17 protein-coding genes are annotated in these 14,669 nt (G+C 52.6%); all 17 read right to left on the reverse strand.

All coding sequences use genetic code 11. From position 1 onward, the window contains the following. Positions 1–86: 86 nt before the first annotated feature. Complete coding sequence (gltX, locus tag H8730_RS15345) at positions 87–1,739, reverse strand: glutamate--tRNA ligase (RefSeq protein ID WP_177718048.1); 1,653 nt, start codon at positions 1,737–1,739, stop codon at positions 87–89. Between the two features lie 25 nt (positions 1,740–1,764). After that, the gene (locus tag H8730_RS15350; RefSeq protein WP_177718050.1) at positions 1,765–2,823 is read right to left on the reverse strand and encodes an NAD(P)H-dependent glycerol-3-phosphate dehydrogenase; all 1,059 of its coding nucleotides are present in this window, start codon (positions 2,821–2,823) and stop codon (positions 1,765–1,767) included. Between the two features lies 1 nt (position 2,824). Continuing rightward, a complete protein-coding gene (gene plsY, locus H8730_RS15355) occupies positions 2,825–3,481 on the reverse strand; it encodes a glycerol-3-phosphate 1-O-acyltransferase PlsY (protein WP_177718052.1) in 657 nt (218 codons plus the stop codon). A gap of 76 nt (positions 3,482–3,557) precedes the next feature. Next, a complete protein-coding gene (gene der / locus H8730_RS15360; RefSeq protein ID WP_177718054.1) occupies positions 3,558–4,886 on the reverse strand; it encodes a ribosome biogenesis GTPase Der in 1,329 nt (442 codons plus the stop codon). Next, positions 4,883–6,196: a DUF512 domain-containing protein gene (locus tag H8730_RS15365; RefSeq protein WP_177718055.1), complete on the reverse strand. Its 1,314-nt coding sequence runs from the start codon at positions 6,194–6,196 to the stop codon at positions 4,883–4,885. The genes der and H8730_RS15365 overlap by 4 nt, the downstream gene beginning before the upstream one ends. Before the next feature lie 97 nt (positions 6,197–6,293). Further along, on the reverse strand, positions 6,294–7,127 hold the full coding sequence (pgeF, locus tag H8730_RS15370; RefSeq protein WP_177718057.1) for a peptidoglycan editing factor PgeF: 834 nt from the start codon (positions 7,125–7,127) through the stop codon (positions 6,294–6,296). Positions 7,128–7,145: 18 nt separating this feature from the next. Next, complete coding sequence (locus H8730_RS15375) at positions 7,146–7,526, reverse strand: YraN family protein (protein WP_249290113.1); 381 nt, start codon at positions 7,524–7,526, stop codon at positions 7,146–7,148. Then, on the reverse strand, positions 7,508–8,197 hold the full coding sequence (gene rnhB / locus H8730_RS15380; protein ID WP_177719608.1) for a ribonuclease HII: 690 nt from the start codon (positions 8,195–8,197) through the stop codon (positions 7,508–7,510). Before rnhB ends, H8730_RS15375 begins: the two co-directional genes overlap by 19 nt. Positions 8,198–8,225: 28 nt before the next feature. Next, entirely contained in the window at positions 8,226–9,098 is an 873-nt protein-coding gene (gene ylqF, locus H8730_RS15385) for a ribosome biogenesis GTPase YlqF (protein WP_177719607.1), read from the reverse strand. Positions 9,099–9,159: 61 nt separating this feature from the next. Next, complete coding sequence (lepB, locus tag H8730_RS15390; RefSeq protein WP_177719606.1) at positions 9,160–9,972, reverse strand: signal peptidase I; 813 nt, start codon at positions 9,970–9,972, stop codon at positions 9,160–9,162. A gap of 74 nt (positions 9,973–10,046) precedes the next feature. Next, entirely contained in the window at positions 10,047–10,394 is a 348-nt protein-coding gene (rplS, locus tag H8730_RS15395; protein ID WP_177719605.1) for a 50S ribosomal protein L19, read from the reverse strand. 220 nt (positions 10,395–10,614) lie between these two features. Then, entirely contained in the window at positions 10,615–11,379 is a 765-nt protein-coding gene (trmD, locus tag H8730_RS15400; RefSeq protein WP_177719610.1) for a tRNA (guanosine(37)-N1)-methyltransferase TrmD, read from the reverse strand. A 47-nt stretch (positions 11,380–11,426) separates the two neighbouring features. Continuing rightward, positions 11,427–11,945, reverse strand: coding sequence for a ribosome maturation factor RimM (gene rimM / locus H8730_RS15405; RefSeq protein WP_177719604.1), 519 nt, complete (start codon positions 11,943–11,945; stop codon positions 11,427–11,429). 128 nt (positions 11,946–12,073) lie between these two features. After that, a complete protein-coding gene (locus H8730_RS15410; RefSeq protein ID WP_177714685.1) occupies positions 12,074–12,304 on the reverse strand; it encodes a KH domain-containing protein in 231 nt (76 codons plus the stop codon). A gap of 62 nt (positions 12,305–12,366) precedes the next feature. Further along, a complete protein-coding gene (gene rpsP, locus H8730_RS15415; protein WP_177714686.1) occupies positions 12,367–12,606 on the reverse strand; it encodes a 30S ribosomal protein S16 in 240 nt (79 codons plus the stop codon). Positions 12,607–12,697: 91 nt separating this feature from the next. Next, on the reverse strand, positions 12,698–14,047 hold the full coding sequence (ffh, locus tag H8730_RS15420; RefSeq protein ID WP_177714688.1) for a signal recognition particle protein: 1,350 nt from the start codon (positions 14,045–14,047) through the stop codon (positions 12,698–12,700). Next, positions 14,022–14,432 (reverse strand): YlxM family DNA-binding protein, encoded by a 411-nt coding sequence (gene ylxM / locus H8730_RS15425; protein ID WP_177714689.1) that lies wholly within the window; start codon positions 14,430–14,432, stop codon positions 14,022–14,024. The genes ffh and ylxM overlap by 26 nt, the downstream gene beginning before the upstream one ends. Between the last annotated feature and the right edge of the window lie 237 nt (positions 14,433–14,669).

Genomic DNA, 14,669 nt, shown 5'->3' on the forward strand with positions numbered 1-14,669 from the left:
GCTTAAGGCAAACTTTCCTAAGGGACAAAAAAACACCTGCCAGTCAGCATTCATGCTGATTGACAGGTGCTTGATGCGCGCAAATCTCACGCCAACGCCTGTTTCGCCGCCTCCAGCCGCGCAAGAACCCGCTCTCTGCCCAGCAGGCCCATGACGATCTGTAGATCCGGTGAATTCGTGCGGCCGCAGATCGCAACCCGCAGAACCATGGAAAGATCCCCCACATTGCCGGCAAATTGATCTGGGGCTGCTTTGTATTCTTTCATATTGGCTGTAAAGCCATACCGGGGACACATCTGTCTTAGCTTTTCGAACCACGCGTCTGCGTCATCGGTCTCCTCATAGATTTGCTTGTAGTCCTCCAAAATCGTCCTCACCACAGTTCGGTCTAGGTTGGCTGGCATAGCGCCATAATCCGGCTCGAACAGCTCATCAAAGAAAAAACTGACATAGGGTTTTACGTCGCTCCACAGGGCTATGTCCTTCCGCGGTTTTTTTCCACCACGGCCGATCGACAAAATCGCCTCGGCGTAGGCAGGATCCGCCGTAAATAGGGTATGGAAATCTGAGTCCTGGGTGGCTGTCCACTGCTCAACATAGCGGTATACCTCATGGGCTGTCATTCTGGATATGACATTTTTGCTCACATCGAGAAGTTTGTCCATATCAAATAGGGCGCCGGAGGCACTCATCTTTTTCGTCGTAAAGGGGAAGCTCTTCCAGTCCGCCTGGGGATTCGCCATACGCCATTCTTCATAATTAGAGTTCAGAAGGGTCATCAGGTACTCCAAAACCGCAGGGACGGGTACTCCCGCCTGATAATAGTAATCCAAAGCCAATTCCGGATCTTTGCGCTTGGACAGCTTACGCTTAGACCCATTCTCCATCTTCATCAGCTGCGCCGTATGGATATACTTGGGTGGCTTCCAGCCCATGGCCTGAAACAGCTGCAAATGAATGGGAAGTGTAGCCAACCACTCTTCTCCCCGGACCACATGCGTCGTTCCCATGAGATGGTCATCCACCACATGGGCAAAATGATACGTTGGAATCCCGTCAGATTTGAGAATGACCACGTCCTGATCATTTTCTGTAAGCTCCATCTTCCCCTTGACAAGATCGGTAAAGGGAACTTTTCTGTCAAGGGAACCCGGGGAACGGAATCGGATGACGTAACTCTCCCCTCGGGCGATCCTCCCCTTGATTTCCTCCAGGCTACAGTCCCGAAATTTCGCGTACTTGCCATAATATCCAAAATTCTCTCTGTTAGCCTCCTGTTGCCGGCGCATGTCATTCAGCTCTTCCTCAGTGCAGAAGCAGGGATACGCCATCCCCTTTTGGACGAGTTCTTTGACATAGGTTTGATAGATGGCTCCCCGCAGACTTTGCCGATAAGGGCCGTACTGTCCGTTGTCGCCCCCCAGTGTGGCGCCCTCGTCGAAAGTCAGGCCATAACGGTCAAAGACCTCCAGAATCTTCTCCTCCCCATTCTCTACCTTCCGCTTCGCATCAGTGTCCTCAATGCGCAGGTAGAAAACGCCTCCGCTCTGATGGGCCAACCGCTCATCGATCAGTGCGCCGTAGAGATTCCCCAAATGCATGAAGCCTGTGGGGCTTGGCGCCATCCTCGTCACCTTGGCTTCCTGGGAAAGTTCCCGCGGGCCGTATGCTGCCTCGATTTCGTCTGATGTCTGTTGAATATGGGGAAATAAAAGCTCCGCCAATGCTGTAAAATCCATGGTATTGTCTCCTTTGCTAATCCTTCTACCTTTCCTCTTGCCAGCGGACTTGGTGCTCCGTGACGAGATGCCAGGATAGGTCCTCGGACTTTTTCTCTCGTTCCATCAAATTCTTCATCACACCCTGAATTGGCAATTCTTCATATAAAACCTGATACACTGTGCGGGTGATGGGCATTTCCACATGGTAGCGCTCCATGAATTTAACCGCCGCCTGAGCCGTATACACTCCCTCCACAACCATATGCACCTCTCCAAGGGCTTCGGTTAAACTTTTCCCCTGCCCGATGAGAATTCCTGCTCTTCGGTTTCGGCTGTGCATACTGGTACAGGTCACGATTAAATCTCCGATTCCCGATAAACCGTTGAACGTATGGAAATCTGCTCCCATTGCCGTCCCCAGCCTTGCAATCTCCGTTATTCCCCTCGTCATCAAGGCGGCTTTTGTATTATCGCCGCAGCCAAGCCCGTCGGATATGCCGGCGGCCAGGGCAATGACGTTTTTCAGTGCGCCTCCCAGCTCAACCCCCAACAGATCGGGATTTGTATACACGCGAAAATACTCGTTCATGAACAGCCCCTGGGTCCGTTCCGCAGCCGCCCTGCTTGCGGAGGATGCGACAACCGTCGTCGGGATCTTTCTCGACACCTCCTCAGCGTGACTCGGTCCCGACAGGGCTGCCACCTGGTGTTCTGGACACTCCTGGGCAATCACCTGGCCTAGGGTTTGCAAGGTGGACTCCTCAAGTCCCTTGGCTACGTTGATGAGCAGTGCCCCTCTTTCTAGGTGGCCCTTGAACCGTTGGAGTGTACTGCGCAGGTATGAGGATGGGGTTGCCAGCACAACCGCCTGCCTTCCCGTCAAAGCCTTCTCGCAGTCCCACGTAATCTGAATGGATTTTGGAATCGCAATTCCAGGGAGAAACTCCCGGTTCTCGCCCTCTGCCGCCATGGCCTCCGCCTCTTCCTGCCGGTAGGACCAGAGCGCAACGTCATGGCCATTTTCTGCTAACAGGACGGCTAGCGCTGTCCCCCAGCTCCCAGAACCCATAACGGCAACCTTTTCTCTGTGCAATGTCTCCATATCACCCGTTGCCTCCTGATGCGCCGTCATGGCGGTTCTTATCCTCGATTTTTACCTTCTGTCCCATTTTCACTTCCGTCCCCCGGACAAGCCGCACAAGATTGCCCCGGTGGCGCCAAAAGGCGGATACGGTGAAAAAGAGAGTCTGAAACACCATCTCGACACCGTGAGGCCCCTTCAGATAAAAAATCGCCGTCACAATGGGGAGAAGCAGGACAAAGGTCAGGGACGCCACAGACATATATTTAAGCGTCAAAAGCAGGAGCAAGGCCGGTATCCCCGCCAACAGCAGCAGGCGAAAATCCACGGCGGCCACGATGCCGAGAGTCGCCGCCACCCCTTTACCACCTTTAAATTTCATGTAAAAGGGATAGTTATGGCCAAGCACGACGCCAATCCCCGCATATAGCAACAAATATTTATTGTCGTATCCGAAGATCAGAGCCGTCACCACGACAGCCAGAATCGCTTTCAGCGCATCCACCGCCAGTGTCAGCACCCCGATGCGCATTCCCAAAACCCGCATGGCATTTGTAGCACCTGCATTCCCGCTGCCGTAATCGCGGATATCAATTTTTTTGTAGAGCTTTCCGATAATGTACGCCGTCTGGATACAACCCAGCGCATATCCGATTATGATACAGAGAATTCTTTCCATCCAAACCTCCTACCCATTGCCGGCCAACCGCCCATATTTCGTCAAACGGATATCTAAAACCCGATTCGCCACTTGCTCAAAATCGTTCGTTAAGCGCGCTTCTCTCTCGGATGATAAAGCGAATCGGAGTCCCCTTAAACCCGTATGCCTCTCGAAGCTTATTTTCCAAATATCGTTTATAGGAGTAATGCATCAATTCTTGATCATTGACAAAGATGACAAATGTTGGCGGTTTGACCGAAACCTGGGTCATATAAAAGATTTTTAGCCGTTTGCCTTTGTCCGAGGGCGGCTGGTTCATGGCCATGGCATCGTACAATATATCATTTAGCACGCCGGTGGGAATGCGGAGCGCATGATTGGATGCGACTAGATCCACGGTCTCAAAGATCTTATTCACTCTCTGCCCTGTCTTGGCGGAAATAAAGAGCTTTTGTGCATAGGGCATATAGCTCAGGACGGACTCGATCTCTTGAAGAAAACGATACATGGTTTTGTCGTCCTTCTCAATGGCGTCCCACTTGTTCACTGCGATAACAACGCCCTTGCCGTTATCGTGGGCTAAGCCTGCGATTTTGGCATCCTGTTCTGTGATTCCCTCCTCCGCGCTGATCATGACAATGGCGACGTCACAGCGCTCCACAGCGGAAACCGCCCGGATCACAGAATACCGCTCAATCTCTTCCTTTACTTTGCTCTGCCGCCGGATTCCTGCCGTATCGATGAAAATGTAGGTCTTCCCCTCAAACTCCACCTCTGTGTCGATGGCGTCCCTCGTCGTTCCCGCAATGTCACTGACGATGACCCGCTGCTCGCCCAACAGTGTGTTGATGAGGGAGGATTTTCCAACGTTGGGCTTGCCAATGACCGCGACGCGGAGAATCTCGTCCTCCTCCTCGGCCTCCGTCTCATCGGGAAAAAACCGGATCACCTCATCCAGGAGGTCGCCAATTCCCTTTCCCTGCTCCGCGGAGATCGCCAGGGGATCCCCCAGCCCAAGTTCATAGAACTCATAGATCGGACTTATATCCTGCATATTGTCCAGTTTGTTGACCGCAACCACCACCGGCTTCCCCGAACGGCGCAACATTGTCCCCACCTCTGCGTCCGCATCGGTCAATCCGCACTTGCCGTCCACAACAAAGATGACAAAATCGGCGGTCTCGATGGCAAGCTGTGCCTGCTGCCGCATATATTGTAATAAAGTATCGTGAGTCTTAGGCTCAATACCTCCTGTGTCAACGATGGAAAACGTTCGGTTGAGCCATTCCGCTTCCGCGTATATTCGGTCTCTCGTAACCCCCGGCGTGTCCTTTACGATGGAAACCTTTTTTCCAGCCAGCTTATTAAATAGTGTAGACTTCCCCACATTGGGCCTGCCTACGATTGCAACAATAGGTTTCATAGCGTCTCTCCAATTATTTTATCGATAAAATCCCTACCGGAAGATTTTACTATATCCACCGGCATCTGTAAAGCCTCTTCGATCTCCTGAATGGACATATCGTCCAGCAACACATCCCGTCCATCCCGCAGCAGATTCTCGGGGAGCAGCAGTTTGTCTCCCCGTTCCTGTGCCCGCAGTTGCTCCACGATATCTCGCCCTGTCAGCAGGCCTGTCACCGTTATATGATCCCCAAAATAGTGATTCACGATACAGTGGGTGTGAACCCGGATCTTAGGGAAGACCTGCTGCACCCGCTCCACCAGCTGTTCAATGTATATTGCGGCGCAGGGCGCCGTCACTAGGGATACGTCCGCCTCCCTCTGGACATCCGGCTCCAGCTCCTCCAGGCGCGCAACCGCCTCGTTCCAGAAAAGCCGCAACATGCCCACGCCATTTTCGATCTGCGGATATCCATCATACGCCTCCTCCTCCGGCAGGGCCCGCTCCGCCAACCGGTAAAACTCGTCGGAGAGATGGACAAAATGGGTGCCACATTCCGTCCAAAACTTCTCCCGGTAGGGCTCGATCTGCTGGATCAACGCGACCGCATCCTCCCGGGTAAAGGGCTCAAGGGGATACAGGCCCTCCCGGTGCCTGGACAACCCCACAGGCACGATTGAGACACTGGTCATGGCGGGAATAAGACCGCCTAAATCTGTAATGGTCCTGTCCAGTTCCGCTCTGTCATTGACGCCTTTGCACAGCACAATCTGTCCGTTTAGCGTGATCCCCGCCTCCGCCAGACGTCTCAAAGGCTCCATAATAGCGGCGGCCCTGGGATTTCCCAGCATTGAAACCCGCAGCTCCGGATTGGTGGTGTGAACGGAAACATTGATTGGCGACATGTGATAGCGGATGACTTTCTGAAAATCTGCCTCCCTCATGTTGGTCAGCGTGATATAATTCCCGTTCAGAAAAGATAGCCGTGCGTCGTCATCTTTAAAGTACAGTGTGTCGCGCATTCCCTTCGGCAATTGATCAATAAAGCAAAATATGCATTTATTCTGACAGTGCCGGTACTTCCCCATGAACTGCTCTTCAAAGATAAGCCCCAGGTCCTCCTTTTCCTCTTTTTCAATATCACAGAGCCATTCCTCTCCGTCTGCGCCTCGGATGCACAGTTCCAGCTGATCGCTGTCCGTATAAAAGTAGTAGTCCAGCACATCGTCGATCTCCTGACCGTCGATGGCGACAAGCATATCCCCTGGTTCGATTCCCAATTCTTCCGCGATGCTGCCGGGTGCAACACCGATTATCTTCTGAAGCATCCTTCCTCCGTTCTGGAGCGCTTTTGCGCGGTGGACCACATCGCAAATTTTAGATTTGCTACTGTTGGCGTTTGTGGCGCTCCGGCACAAACACCTGCTATCGCAGCTCCAGGATCGCTGCCTGGGAACCGCGATTTCCCCCTGACCGCCGATGGGAATGAAAGTATTCGGGCCGATGGGTCGTGCAGATATCCGTGACGGTAATATGATCCGGCAAGAGCCCTGCCCGCTCCAAGATTTTGCGGTTTGTCTCCCACAGATCAATGTGCGCCTTCCCCTTCCCGGCCGGCATCCTCACCACGTCGTCAATCCACGCTGGAAATGTCTGTGCGAAGGTCTCCACCACTTCTGGCCCCACCTCAAAGCAGCAGGGCCCGATGGAAGGCCCAATGCCAGCCAGGATGTCCTGCGGATCGGAATGAAAATCCCCGACAAATCGCTCCACCATTTTACGGCCGATTTCTTGAACCGTCCCCCGCCATCCCGAATGTGCCAACCCAATGACCTTTTTCGTAGGGTCGAGAAAATACAGGGGAACGCAATCCGCATATAGGGTGACGAGGGCTACCTGCGACCGGTCCGTGATGAGGCCATCCACCTCCTCCATCTCCACCGGTTGAACGATTCCTTTCCCTCGGTCCTGCTGGTCCACATACAGAATCCGGTCCCCGTGAACCTGATCGGAAAATACCAAGTCCCCGGCATATATGCCTACGACATAGCAGATTCTGCGATAGTTCTCCAACACACAGGTCTCGTGGTCCCCGCGCCCAAATCCAAGGTTCATGGACGCGAAATATCCCTGGCTGATCCCGCCCCGCCGGGTGGAGAAGCAATGCCTGACCAATCCTGTCCTATCAAAAGAGGGAAACGTGAGATAGTATAGGTTTCCCTCCTCATGAACTGTCAACGCTGTACTTGTCAAATCCACAAAGCTTTCTCCTTTACTCTAAAGAGTCGGATAAAACGCATGCTCAATATGGCGAGCCGCGTCCTTTCCATCCATCGTCGTCATCTCCACGATGTCAAACTGCACTGGACGGTCTTCCAGATGCCGCTCTCTCACATAGCAATACGCCGTCCTCGTGATCCGCCGCTGCTTGCCCCAGTCCACAGCCTCTGCGGGCTGGCCGAAGCGCAGGCTTCGGCGGTACTTCACCTCAACAAAAATAATACGGCCCTCATGTTCCGCGATGAGATCAATCTCCCCGCAGGGGGTGCGATAGCTGTGCTCCAGAATACGATATCCTTTTTTTGATAGAAACATGGCCGCTTTCTTCTCTTTTTGCCGTCCGACCGCCCGCTGATCCTTCAAGCTCCGCACTCCCATTCCGATGCCCCCATGATATTCTTTAGAAAGCTCCTTCTGTGAAGGGGAGAGGCGCCGTGGGCGCGAATGGCATCCATGTGATCTCTTGTTCCATATCCTTTGTGCTTTGCAAAGCCATATTCGGGATACAACTCGCTGTAGGCGCGCATCATATCATCCCGCGTCTCCTTTGCCACAATGCTGGCGGCGGCGATGGACGCGCTCAGTGCATCCCCCTTGATGATGGGATACTGTGCAATGCTGAGTTCTGGAAGGGTCAGCGCGTCAATGAGCACAAAATCCGCTGCCGGTTCCAATCCTTCCAGCGCTTTTTTCATGGCCAGTTTCGTGGCCTCCAGTATATTGATGCGGTCGATGGTCTCCACATCGACGATCCCGACAGACACAGCGACCGCCTTCTCCTCGATTTCCGCTTTCAGCCGCTGGCGTTTCGCTGGGCTTAGCTTTTTAGAGTCATCCACACCCAAGATTTTTTTGCTCGGATCCAATATGACGGCGGCGGCCACCACCGGCCCTGCGAGGGGCCCTCTTCCCGCTTCGTCCATGCCCGCAATCCGGCAGTACCCTTGACTGGCGGCCGACTGCTCGTACCGACTCATGGCCTCATATTTCTCCGCCAGCTGCTCCGGTGTCAAGCGGCTTCGACGCTTCTTTTCTCCATCTTGCTCCATGTATATCGATCTCCCTACTTGTACGCTCTCACCGCTGGAGCGCTTCCTCTGGGGGATACTCCAATGTGATCCTCCCTAGCTTTCCCATGCGGAACTCGTCCAGCACCATCCTGGCGGTCCGCTCCACATCGATTGCACCGCCGGCCATCCTATGCCCACGCCGGTTCCCAATGAACTCTAGCACCGCCTCGGGTGTTGCCCTCAGCTCACTGTCCTCCAACCCGTACCGCTGAGAGAGCATCTGGGGGCGCTCTCTTTGTAAAAAGGCCACAAGCTCCACGGCCAGCGTGTACAGATCTAAAATTTCGTCCTTGATGGACCCGATGAAGGCGATTCTCGTTCCGATTTGGGGATCTTCGAATTTTGGCCACAGGATGCCCGGCGTATCCAAAAGTTCTAAATCCTTTTTAATGCGAATCCATTGCTTCCCGCGGGTCACGCCAGGCTTATTCCCCGTCTTGGCAGCGCCTGCTCTCCCGGCGACCTGATTGATGACTGTGGATTTCCCAACGTTGGGAATTCCCGTTATCATCAGCCTCATAGGGCGGTTCTGCATTCCGCGCCGCGCGTCCCGCTCCCGCTTATCCTTAAGCAGGGACCGGCACAGCTCCGGTATTTGCTGCAAGCCCCTGTTGTGGAGCGCATCGAGTTCCACAACCCCAAACCCCTGCCGTTCGTACCATGCCTTCCACGCCTTCGTGGCGTCCGGATCCGCCAGATCGCTTTTATTGAGGGCGATAATGCGCGGACGCCGCTGCCAAAGCGTATCCAAATACGGATTTTTACTGCTAAATGGGATTCTGGCATCGACAACCTCCACAACCAGATCCACCAGCTTGATATCTTCTTCCATCATGCGCCGGGTCTTTGTCATGTGCCCCGGAAACCACTGAATCTCCATACTTTCCTCCATCTTGAAAGCCGCAAAACCCAGAGGGAATCCCTCCGGGTTTCAAGCGTCTCTACCGCAACAATCCAATCTCATTCAACGGCCAGATCCGAAAACTGGCCTTTCCGATGATCTCGCTTCTGGCTATGGTGCCCACCTCGCGGTACCGGCTGTCCTTGCTGTTGCCCCTGTTGTCGCCCAGCACAAAATATTCACCCTCTGGCACCGTGAAGGGGTAGCTCACCTGATCTCCACTCTTCGTCGTCTTGACCAAAATATAATCCTCTTTATAAATACTGCCGTTTATATAAACGTTGCCATCGTCGCCAATATCGACGGTATCTCCAGGCAATCCGATGATTCTCTTGATCAAATGCACTTCCTCTCCGTTGGCTTCCACAAACGGAAAGATAATGATATCGCCCCTCGCCGGATCTTTGAAGCGATAGATGAACTTGTTGACGATGACCATGTCATTCTCGTACACCGTCGGCTGCATGGACGAGCCGATCACTTTATTGTTCTGGGCGACAAAACTCAGGATAAACCATACGATCAAAACTGCAATGGCCAACTCCTTGACCCAACTCAAAATATCCCGGACCAGCTTGCGATTCTTTTTATTCTTAGCTTTTCGCTGGGTATCGGCATCTGCGTCTGCCGTCAGCGTTTTTTCATGCTCCGGGCCCTGATCGGCCTCCTGTTTGGGTGATTCGGAATCCAGAAGGGCTTCTTCCATCAGAATATCGTCAAAATCAAACTCCATCAGTTCCGAGAGATTTTTGGTATCCGTGGAAAGATCATCATCCTTCACATGATGGTCATTCTTGGACGATGGCCTAGAAGAACTTGTCTCCGCCGATTTGTCTCTATTTCTGTTCTCCATACTGCTCCTTCTTTCCTGATTGAATGCAGAAAAAGGGACTTGACATCGTCCCTTTTTCTTTGGAATGGTCTGTCTCAGATCCGTTCCTTGACTTTCGAAGCCTTGCCGACGCGGTCGCGAAGGTAGTACAATTTCGCTCTGCGCACTTTACCTCTTCTCACCACTTCAATCTTTTCAACAATGGGAGAGTGCAAGGGCCACGACTTCTCCACACCTACGCCGTAGGAGACACGGCGAACTGTGAAGTTTTCTCGAACGCCTCCGTTCTGGCGTTTGATCACGGTTCCCTCAAACATCTGAACGCGCTCTCGGGTGCCCTCTTTGATCCTGGCATATACGCGAACGGTATCACCAACCGCAAAAGGAGTGATTTCCTTTTTTAACTGCTCATTTTCGATCTGACGAATGATCTCTGGGTTCATGAGCCAACCTCCTTCCCTCTAAGACGCTCATCAATACACGCTCGACCTTTACAGATACGTCAAGTTGCCGTACCAGCGGAGCATCCGTATTCATCCTCAGTAGGAGAAGGCTCTCCTACGTCGCTTGCCTATTATATCATATTTTTTTCCACGTTTCAACTATTTTTACATTAAATTTCCGTATCGCACGTGGATATTCCCATTCGGCTCCGCTGCCTGCTTAAGGCTCAACGCTTTTGACGCGAGGTTCCTCCCCTTCCTGCTGGATTTTCTCATAGATGCGCCGCTCTTCCTCCGTCATCCTCTCAGGTTCGATCAAATCCGGCCTCTTTTGGATTGTGGCCGCTATCGATTGGGTCAGACGCCACTTCGCAATGTTGGCGTGGTGGCCACTCATGAGAATCTCTGGAACCGGCATCCCGTGATACTCCCGAGGGCGCGTATACTGAGGATATTCTAAAAACATCCCGGAAAAGGATTCCTCCCCCGCTGAGCTTTCATTGCCCAGAACGCCATCCACCATCCGGGCCACGGCGTCAATCAAGACTAAAGCGGGAAGCTCTCCGCCTGTCAGCACAAAATCACCAATGGAAATCTCATCTGTCACGATTTCATCTAGCACGCGCTGGTCGACGCCCTCATAGTGGCCACACAGCAGAATGATCCCTTCTTCCTGAGCCAATTCCCTTGCAATCTCCTGGTTCAATACCCTTCCCTGAGGACTCAGGTACACGACTTTGGGTGGCTTGGCAAAGCCTCTGCGCGCATCCTCGTAGGCATCATAAATGGGCTGTGGCTGCATAACCATCCCGGCTCCGCCGCCAAAAGGGTAGTCATCCACATGCTTATGCTTGTCCCGCGAATACTCCCGGATATCCACCGCCTCGACCGATATGATGCCAGCCGCGGCCGCGCGCCCTAGTACGCTGTAGGATACTGCATTTCGGATCATCTCTGGGAATAGAGTCAAAACGCAGAATCGCATACTATGAACTGGTTCCCTCGTATCCTCCCTCTCCAATGCGATCCTCCTCACCGCAGTCCTTCCAACAGGTGCACTGTCACAATTTTTTTTGTCAAATCCATGGCGATCACACAGTCTTTGATTGACGGAATCAAAATCTCCTGGCCATCCGATGTCTTGACTGCGAACACCTCATTGCTGCCCGTCATCAACACATCGTCGATAATTCCCAGCGTCTCTCCCTCTTCCGTCATAACCAGAGATCCCACCACATCGGCAATATAATACTCATTTTCCTCCAGCGGCAAGGCTTCCTCCCTCGGGATCCACAGTGTCCCGCCCTTAACGGCTTCCGCCTGATTTCGATCCGTCAGCTCTTTCACCTGGATCAGGACCATATTTTGAAACGGTGAGGCGGACTGAATTGTCCAGCGCTCTCCCACCGAATCTTCCTTTCCAGGCGCTTTATAGATGACCTGTTCCAGCCTGGAGAATCGCCCGGGCTCCTGCGTCGTCGGAAATACCTTGACTGCGCCTTTGATGCCGTGTGCACTGGACACGACTCCAATCCGAAACATATCTTCCATATATATCCTCCATCCCATCACGGTATAAAAAGTTGGCGTTCCACAATCTTACATCATGTCCGCTTTACGGCGGGCTTTCGTACAGGACGATAAAACCGCCGGCATAGCCGGCGGTTTGCTCCGATAGGTTATTGCATGATTTCGACGACTACCTTCTCATCCTGCTTTACTGCCGCAGCTTTGACAACAGTACGAATCGCCTTTGCGATGCGGCCTTGCTTTCCGATGACTTTGCCCATATCCTCCGGCGCAACCTTCAGCTCAATGATAAGAGCGCTCTCTCTCGCAACCTCGTCGACATGGACCTGCTCAGGATGGTCTACCAGCGCCTTCGCAATTACTTCTACCAATTCCTTCACGGTTTTACACCTCCTGCGCTGACGCGCGATTTACACGCCAGGAAGCTGCGGCGTCTCGTCGATCACTCCACTCCTGCAATCTTGAGAAGTTTCTTGACGGTGTCTGTAGCCTGTGCTCCCTGGGAAAGCCATTTCTGAGCCAATTCCTGGTCAACTTTGATCACGCTTGGATTCTTCGTAGGATCATAATATCCAATCTCTTCGATAAACCGTCCATCTCTCGGAGAACGAGAATCTGCAACTACGATTCTATAGAAAGGAGCTCCTTTGGAACCCATTCTCTTCAGTCTCATCTTTACCATGGTTCATTTCACCTCCTCGTATACTAATGGTCACGGTCTTTGCCGTGAACTCTATGGAAACTCGATTTCTGTGGAAATCGAATGGTTCCTCTTATCCCAGGCGAAAGGGCATTTTCCCCATAAGTCCGCCTTTTCGTTTTCCTTTCATACTTCCGGTTATCTGCTTCATCATGACTTTCATCTGATCAAACTGCTTTAACAGCAAATTCAATTCCTGGATGCTACTTCCAGACCCTTTGACGATCCTGCGCTTGCGGGATGCATTCAGGATATTGGGATGCCGCCGCTCTTCAACGGTCATGGATCGAATGATCGCCTCCGTGCGGGCCAGCCCTTTCTCATCCACTTCGACATCTTTCAACTTGCTGCCCATCCCGGGGATCATTCCCATCAATTGATTTAGAGGGCCCATCTTCTTCACCTGCTGCATCTGTTCCAGGAAATCTTCCAGGTTGAAATCGTTGGACAGCATCCTCTGGGACATCTCTTTCGCCTTGTCCTCATCGATAGCCGTCTGCGCCTTCTCAATCATGCTGAGCACGTCGCCCATCCCTAAGACTCGGGATGCCATTCGGTCCGGGTGGAACGCCTCCACATCCGCCAACTTTTCCCCGACACCCGCGAACTTTATGGGTTTGCCCGTCACCGCTCGGATGGACAGGGCGGCGCCGCCCCTTGTGTCGCCGTCCAGCTTCGTAAGCACTACACCCGTGATATTCAACAATTCGTCAAAGCTTTTCGAGACATTCACAGCATCCTGCCCTGTCATGGCATCGACAACCAGCAATATCTCGCTGGGGCTGGTCTGCTCTCTGATATCGGTCAATTCCTGCATCAATTCTTCGTCAATATGAAGCCTTCCGGCCGTATCTAAGATCACCAAACCGCACTCCATCTTAGCCGCCTGCTTGATCCCGGCCTTGGCAATATCAACAGGGCTCACATCCGTTCCCATCTCAAAAACCGGAACCCCTACCTGTTCGCCTACGATCTGCAGCTGTTTGACCGCGGCTGGGCGGTACACATCACAGGCCACTAGCATCGGCTTTTTCCCTTGCTTTTTCAGCATTCCCGCGAGTTTGGCCGCCATTGTCGTCTTACCGGCGCCCTGCAATCCCACCAGCATGATGACCGTCGGCGGCTTATCGGAGTACCGTATGCGGCTGTCCTCCTCAGAGCCCATCAGCGCGATCATTTCCTCATGGACGATCTTGATAACCTGCTGGCCCGGCGTCAGACTGCTCAGCACCTCCTGCCCCACAGCCCGTTCCTGTATACGGGCAATGAAATCCTTCACGACTTTGAAGTTGACATCCGCTTCTAGAAGCGCCATCTTGACTTCCCTCAACGCCTCTTTCAAATCCTTCTCCGTCAGGACTCCCTTGCCGCGAAGCTTCTTAAAAACGTTTTGTAGCTTATCGGATAAGCTCTCGAATGCCATGCGGCACCTCCTTGGCTTTATCTTCGTCTGTCATCGATTCTGCGTATAAAATATCGTCGGCCTTATGGATGATCTCCTGGAGGCACAGTCTCAACGTGTCCGGCTTCGCCATGGCCTGTTCCGCGAGGGATTTGATCATCTTAGCCGCCTCCTGATGCTCCAGAAAACGGCGCACTAGATGGAGCGCATCCTCGTACTCGCGAAGCTGACGTTCCCCCCTGCGAATGCCATCGTAGACCCCCTGCCGGCTGATTGACAATTCCTGCGAGATCTCTCCAAAGGATAGATCCTCCAAGAAATGCATACGGCACAGCTCTTTTTGATTCTCCGTCAACAGTTCTCCATAAAAATCATAGAGTAGTGTTATTTCATATATCTTATCCATCGGACCTCCTGCCACCGGTATGGATAGAGGTGTCAAGGCTAAAGCCTTTACAGTCGTTTATTATATAGAATTCCAGCGCCTTTGTCAATAGCGATTTTAGATTTTTTCGCTTTTGTCATGTAGCGTTACAATAGATGTGAGACCAAGGGTATAGAAAAAGGCGATAGAGTTTGTTAGAATAGAGTCACCACAACAACACCCTAACGAAAGGTCTCAATCGCCATGGACATTGTAGCA

It is taken from the genome of Bianquea renquensis, from assembly GCF_014384895.1.
In the GTDB taxonomy this organism is placed as follows: domain Bacteria; phylum Bacillota; class Clostridia; order Lachnospirales; family Bianqueaceae; genus Bianquea; species Bianquea renquensis.

Excerpts from the sequence above, each read along its gene's own strand:
- rplS (WP_177719605.1), bottom strand. The coding sequence starts at position 10,394 with ATGAACCCAGAGATCATTCGTCAGATCGAAAATGAGCAGTTAAAAAAG.
- gltX (WP_177718048.1), bottom strand. The coding sequence starts at position 1,739 with ATGGATTTTACAGCATTGGCGGAGCTTTTATTTCCCCATATTCAACAG.
- H8730_RS15375 (WP_249290113.1), bottom strand. The coding sequence starts at position 7,526 with ATGGGAGTGCGGAGCTTGAAGGATCAGCGGGCGGTCGGACGGCAAAAA.
- rnhB (WP_177719608.1), bottom strand. The coding sequence starts at position 8,197 with ATGGAGCAAGATGGAGAAAAGAAGCGTCGAAGCCGCTTGACACCGGAG.
- ylxM (WP_177714689.1), bottom strand. The coding sequence starts at position 14,432 with ATGGATAAGATATATGAAATAACACTACTCTATGATTTTTATGGAGAA.
- ylqF (WP_177719607.1), bottom strand. The coding sequence starts at position 9,098 with ATGGAGATTCAGTGGTTTCCGGGGCACATGACAAAGACCCGGCGCATG.
- lepB (WP_177719606.1), bottom strand. The coding sequence starts at position 9,972 with ATGGAGAACAGAAATAGAGACAAATCGGCGGAGACAAGTTCTTCTAGG.
- rimM (WP_177719604.1), bottom strand. The coding sequence starts at position 11,945 with ATGGAAGATATGTTTCGGATTGGAGTCGTGTCCAGTGCACACGGCATC.
- ffh (WP_177714688.1), bottom strand. The coding sequence starts at position 14,047 with ATGGCATTCGAGAGCTTATCCGATAAGCTACAAAACGTTTTTAAGAAG.
- der (WP_177718054.1), bottom strand. The coding sequence starts at position 4,886 with ATGAAACCTATTGTTGCAATCGTAGGCAGGCCCAATGTGGGGAAGTCT.
- H8730_RS15365 (WP_177718055.1), bottom strand. The coding sequence starts at position 6,196 with ATGCTTCAGAAGATAATCGGTGTTGCACCCGGCAGCATCGCGGAAGAA.
- plsY (WP_177718052.1), bottom strand. The coding sequence starts at position 3,481 with ATGGAAAGAATTCTCTGTATCATAATCGGATATGCGCTGGGTTGTATC.
- H8730_RS15350 (WP_177718050.1), bottom strand. The coding sequence starts at position 2,823 with ATGGAGACATTGCACAGAGAAAAGGTTGCCGTTATGGGTTCTGGGAGC.
- trmD (WP_177719610.1), bottom strand. The coding sequence starts at position 11,379 with ATGCGATTCTGCGTTTTGACTCTATTCCCAGAGATGATCCGAAATGCA.
- rpsP (WP_177714686.1), bottom strand. The coding sequence starts at position 12,606 with ATGGTAAAGATGAGACTGAAGAGAATGGGTTCCAAAGGAGCTCCTTTC.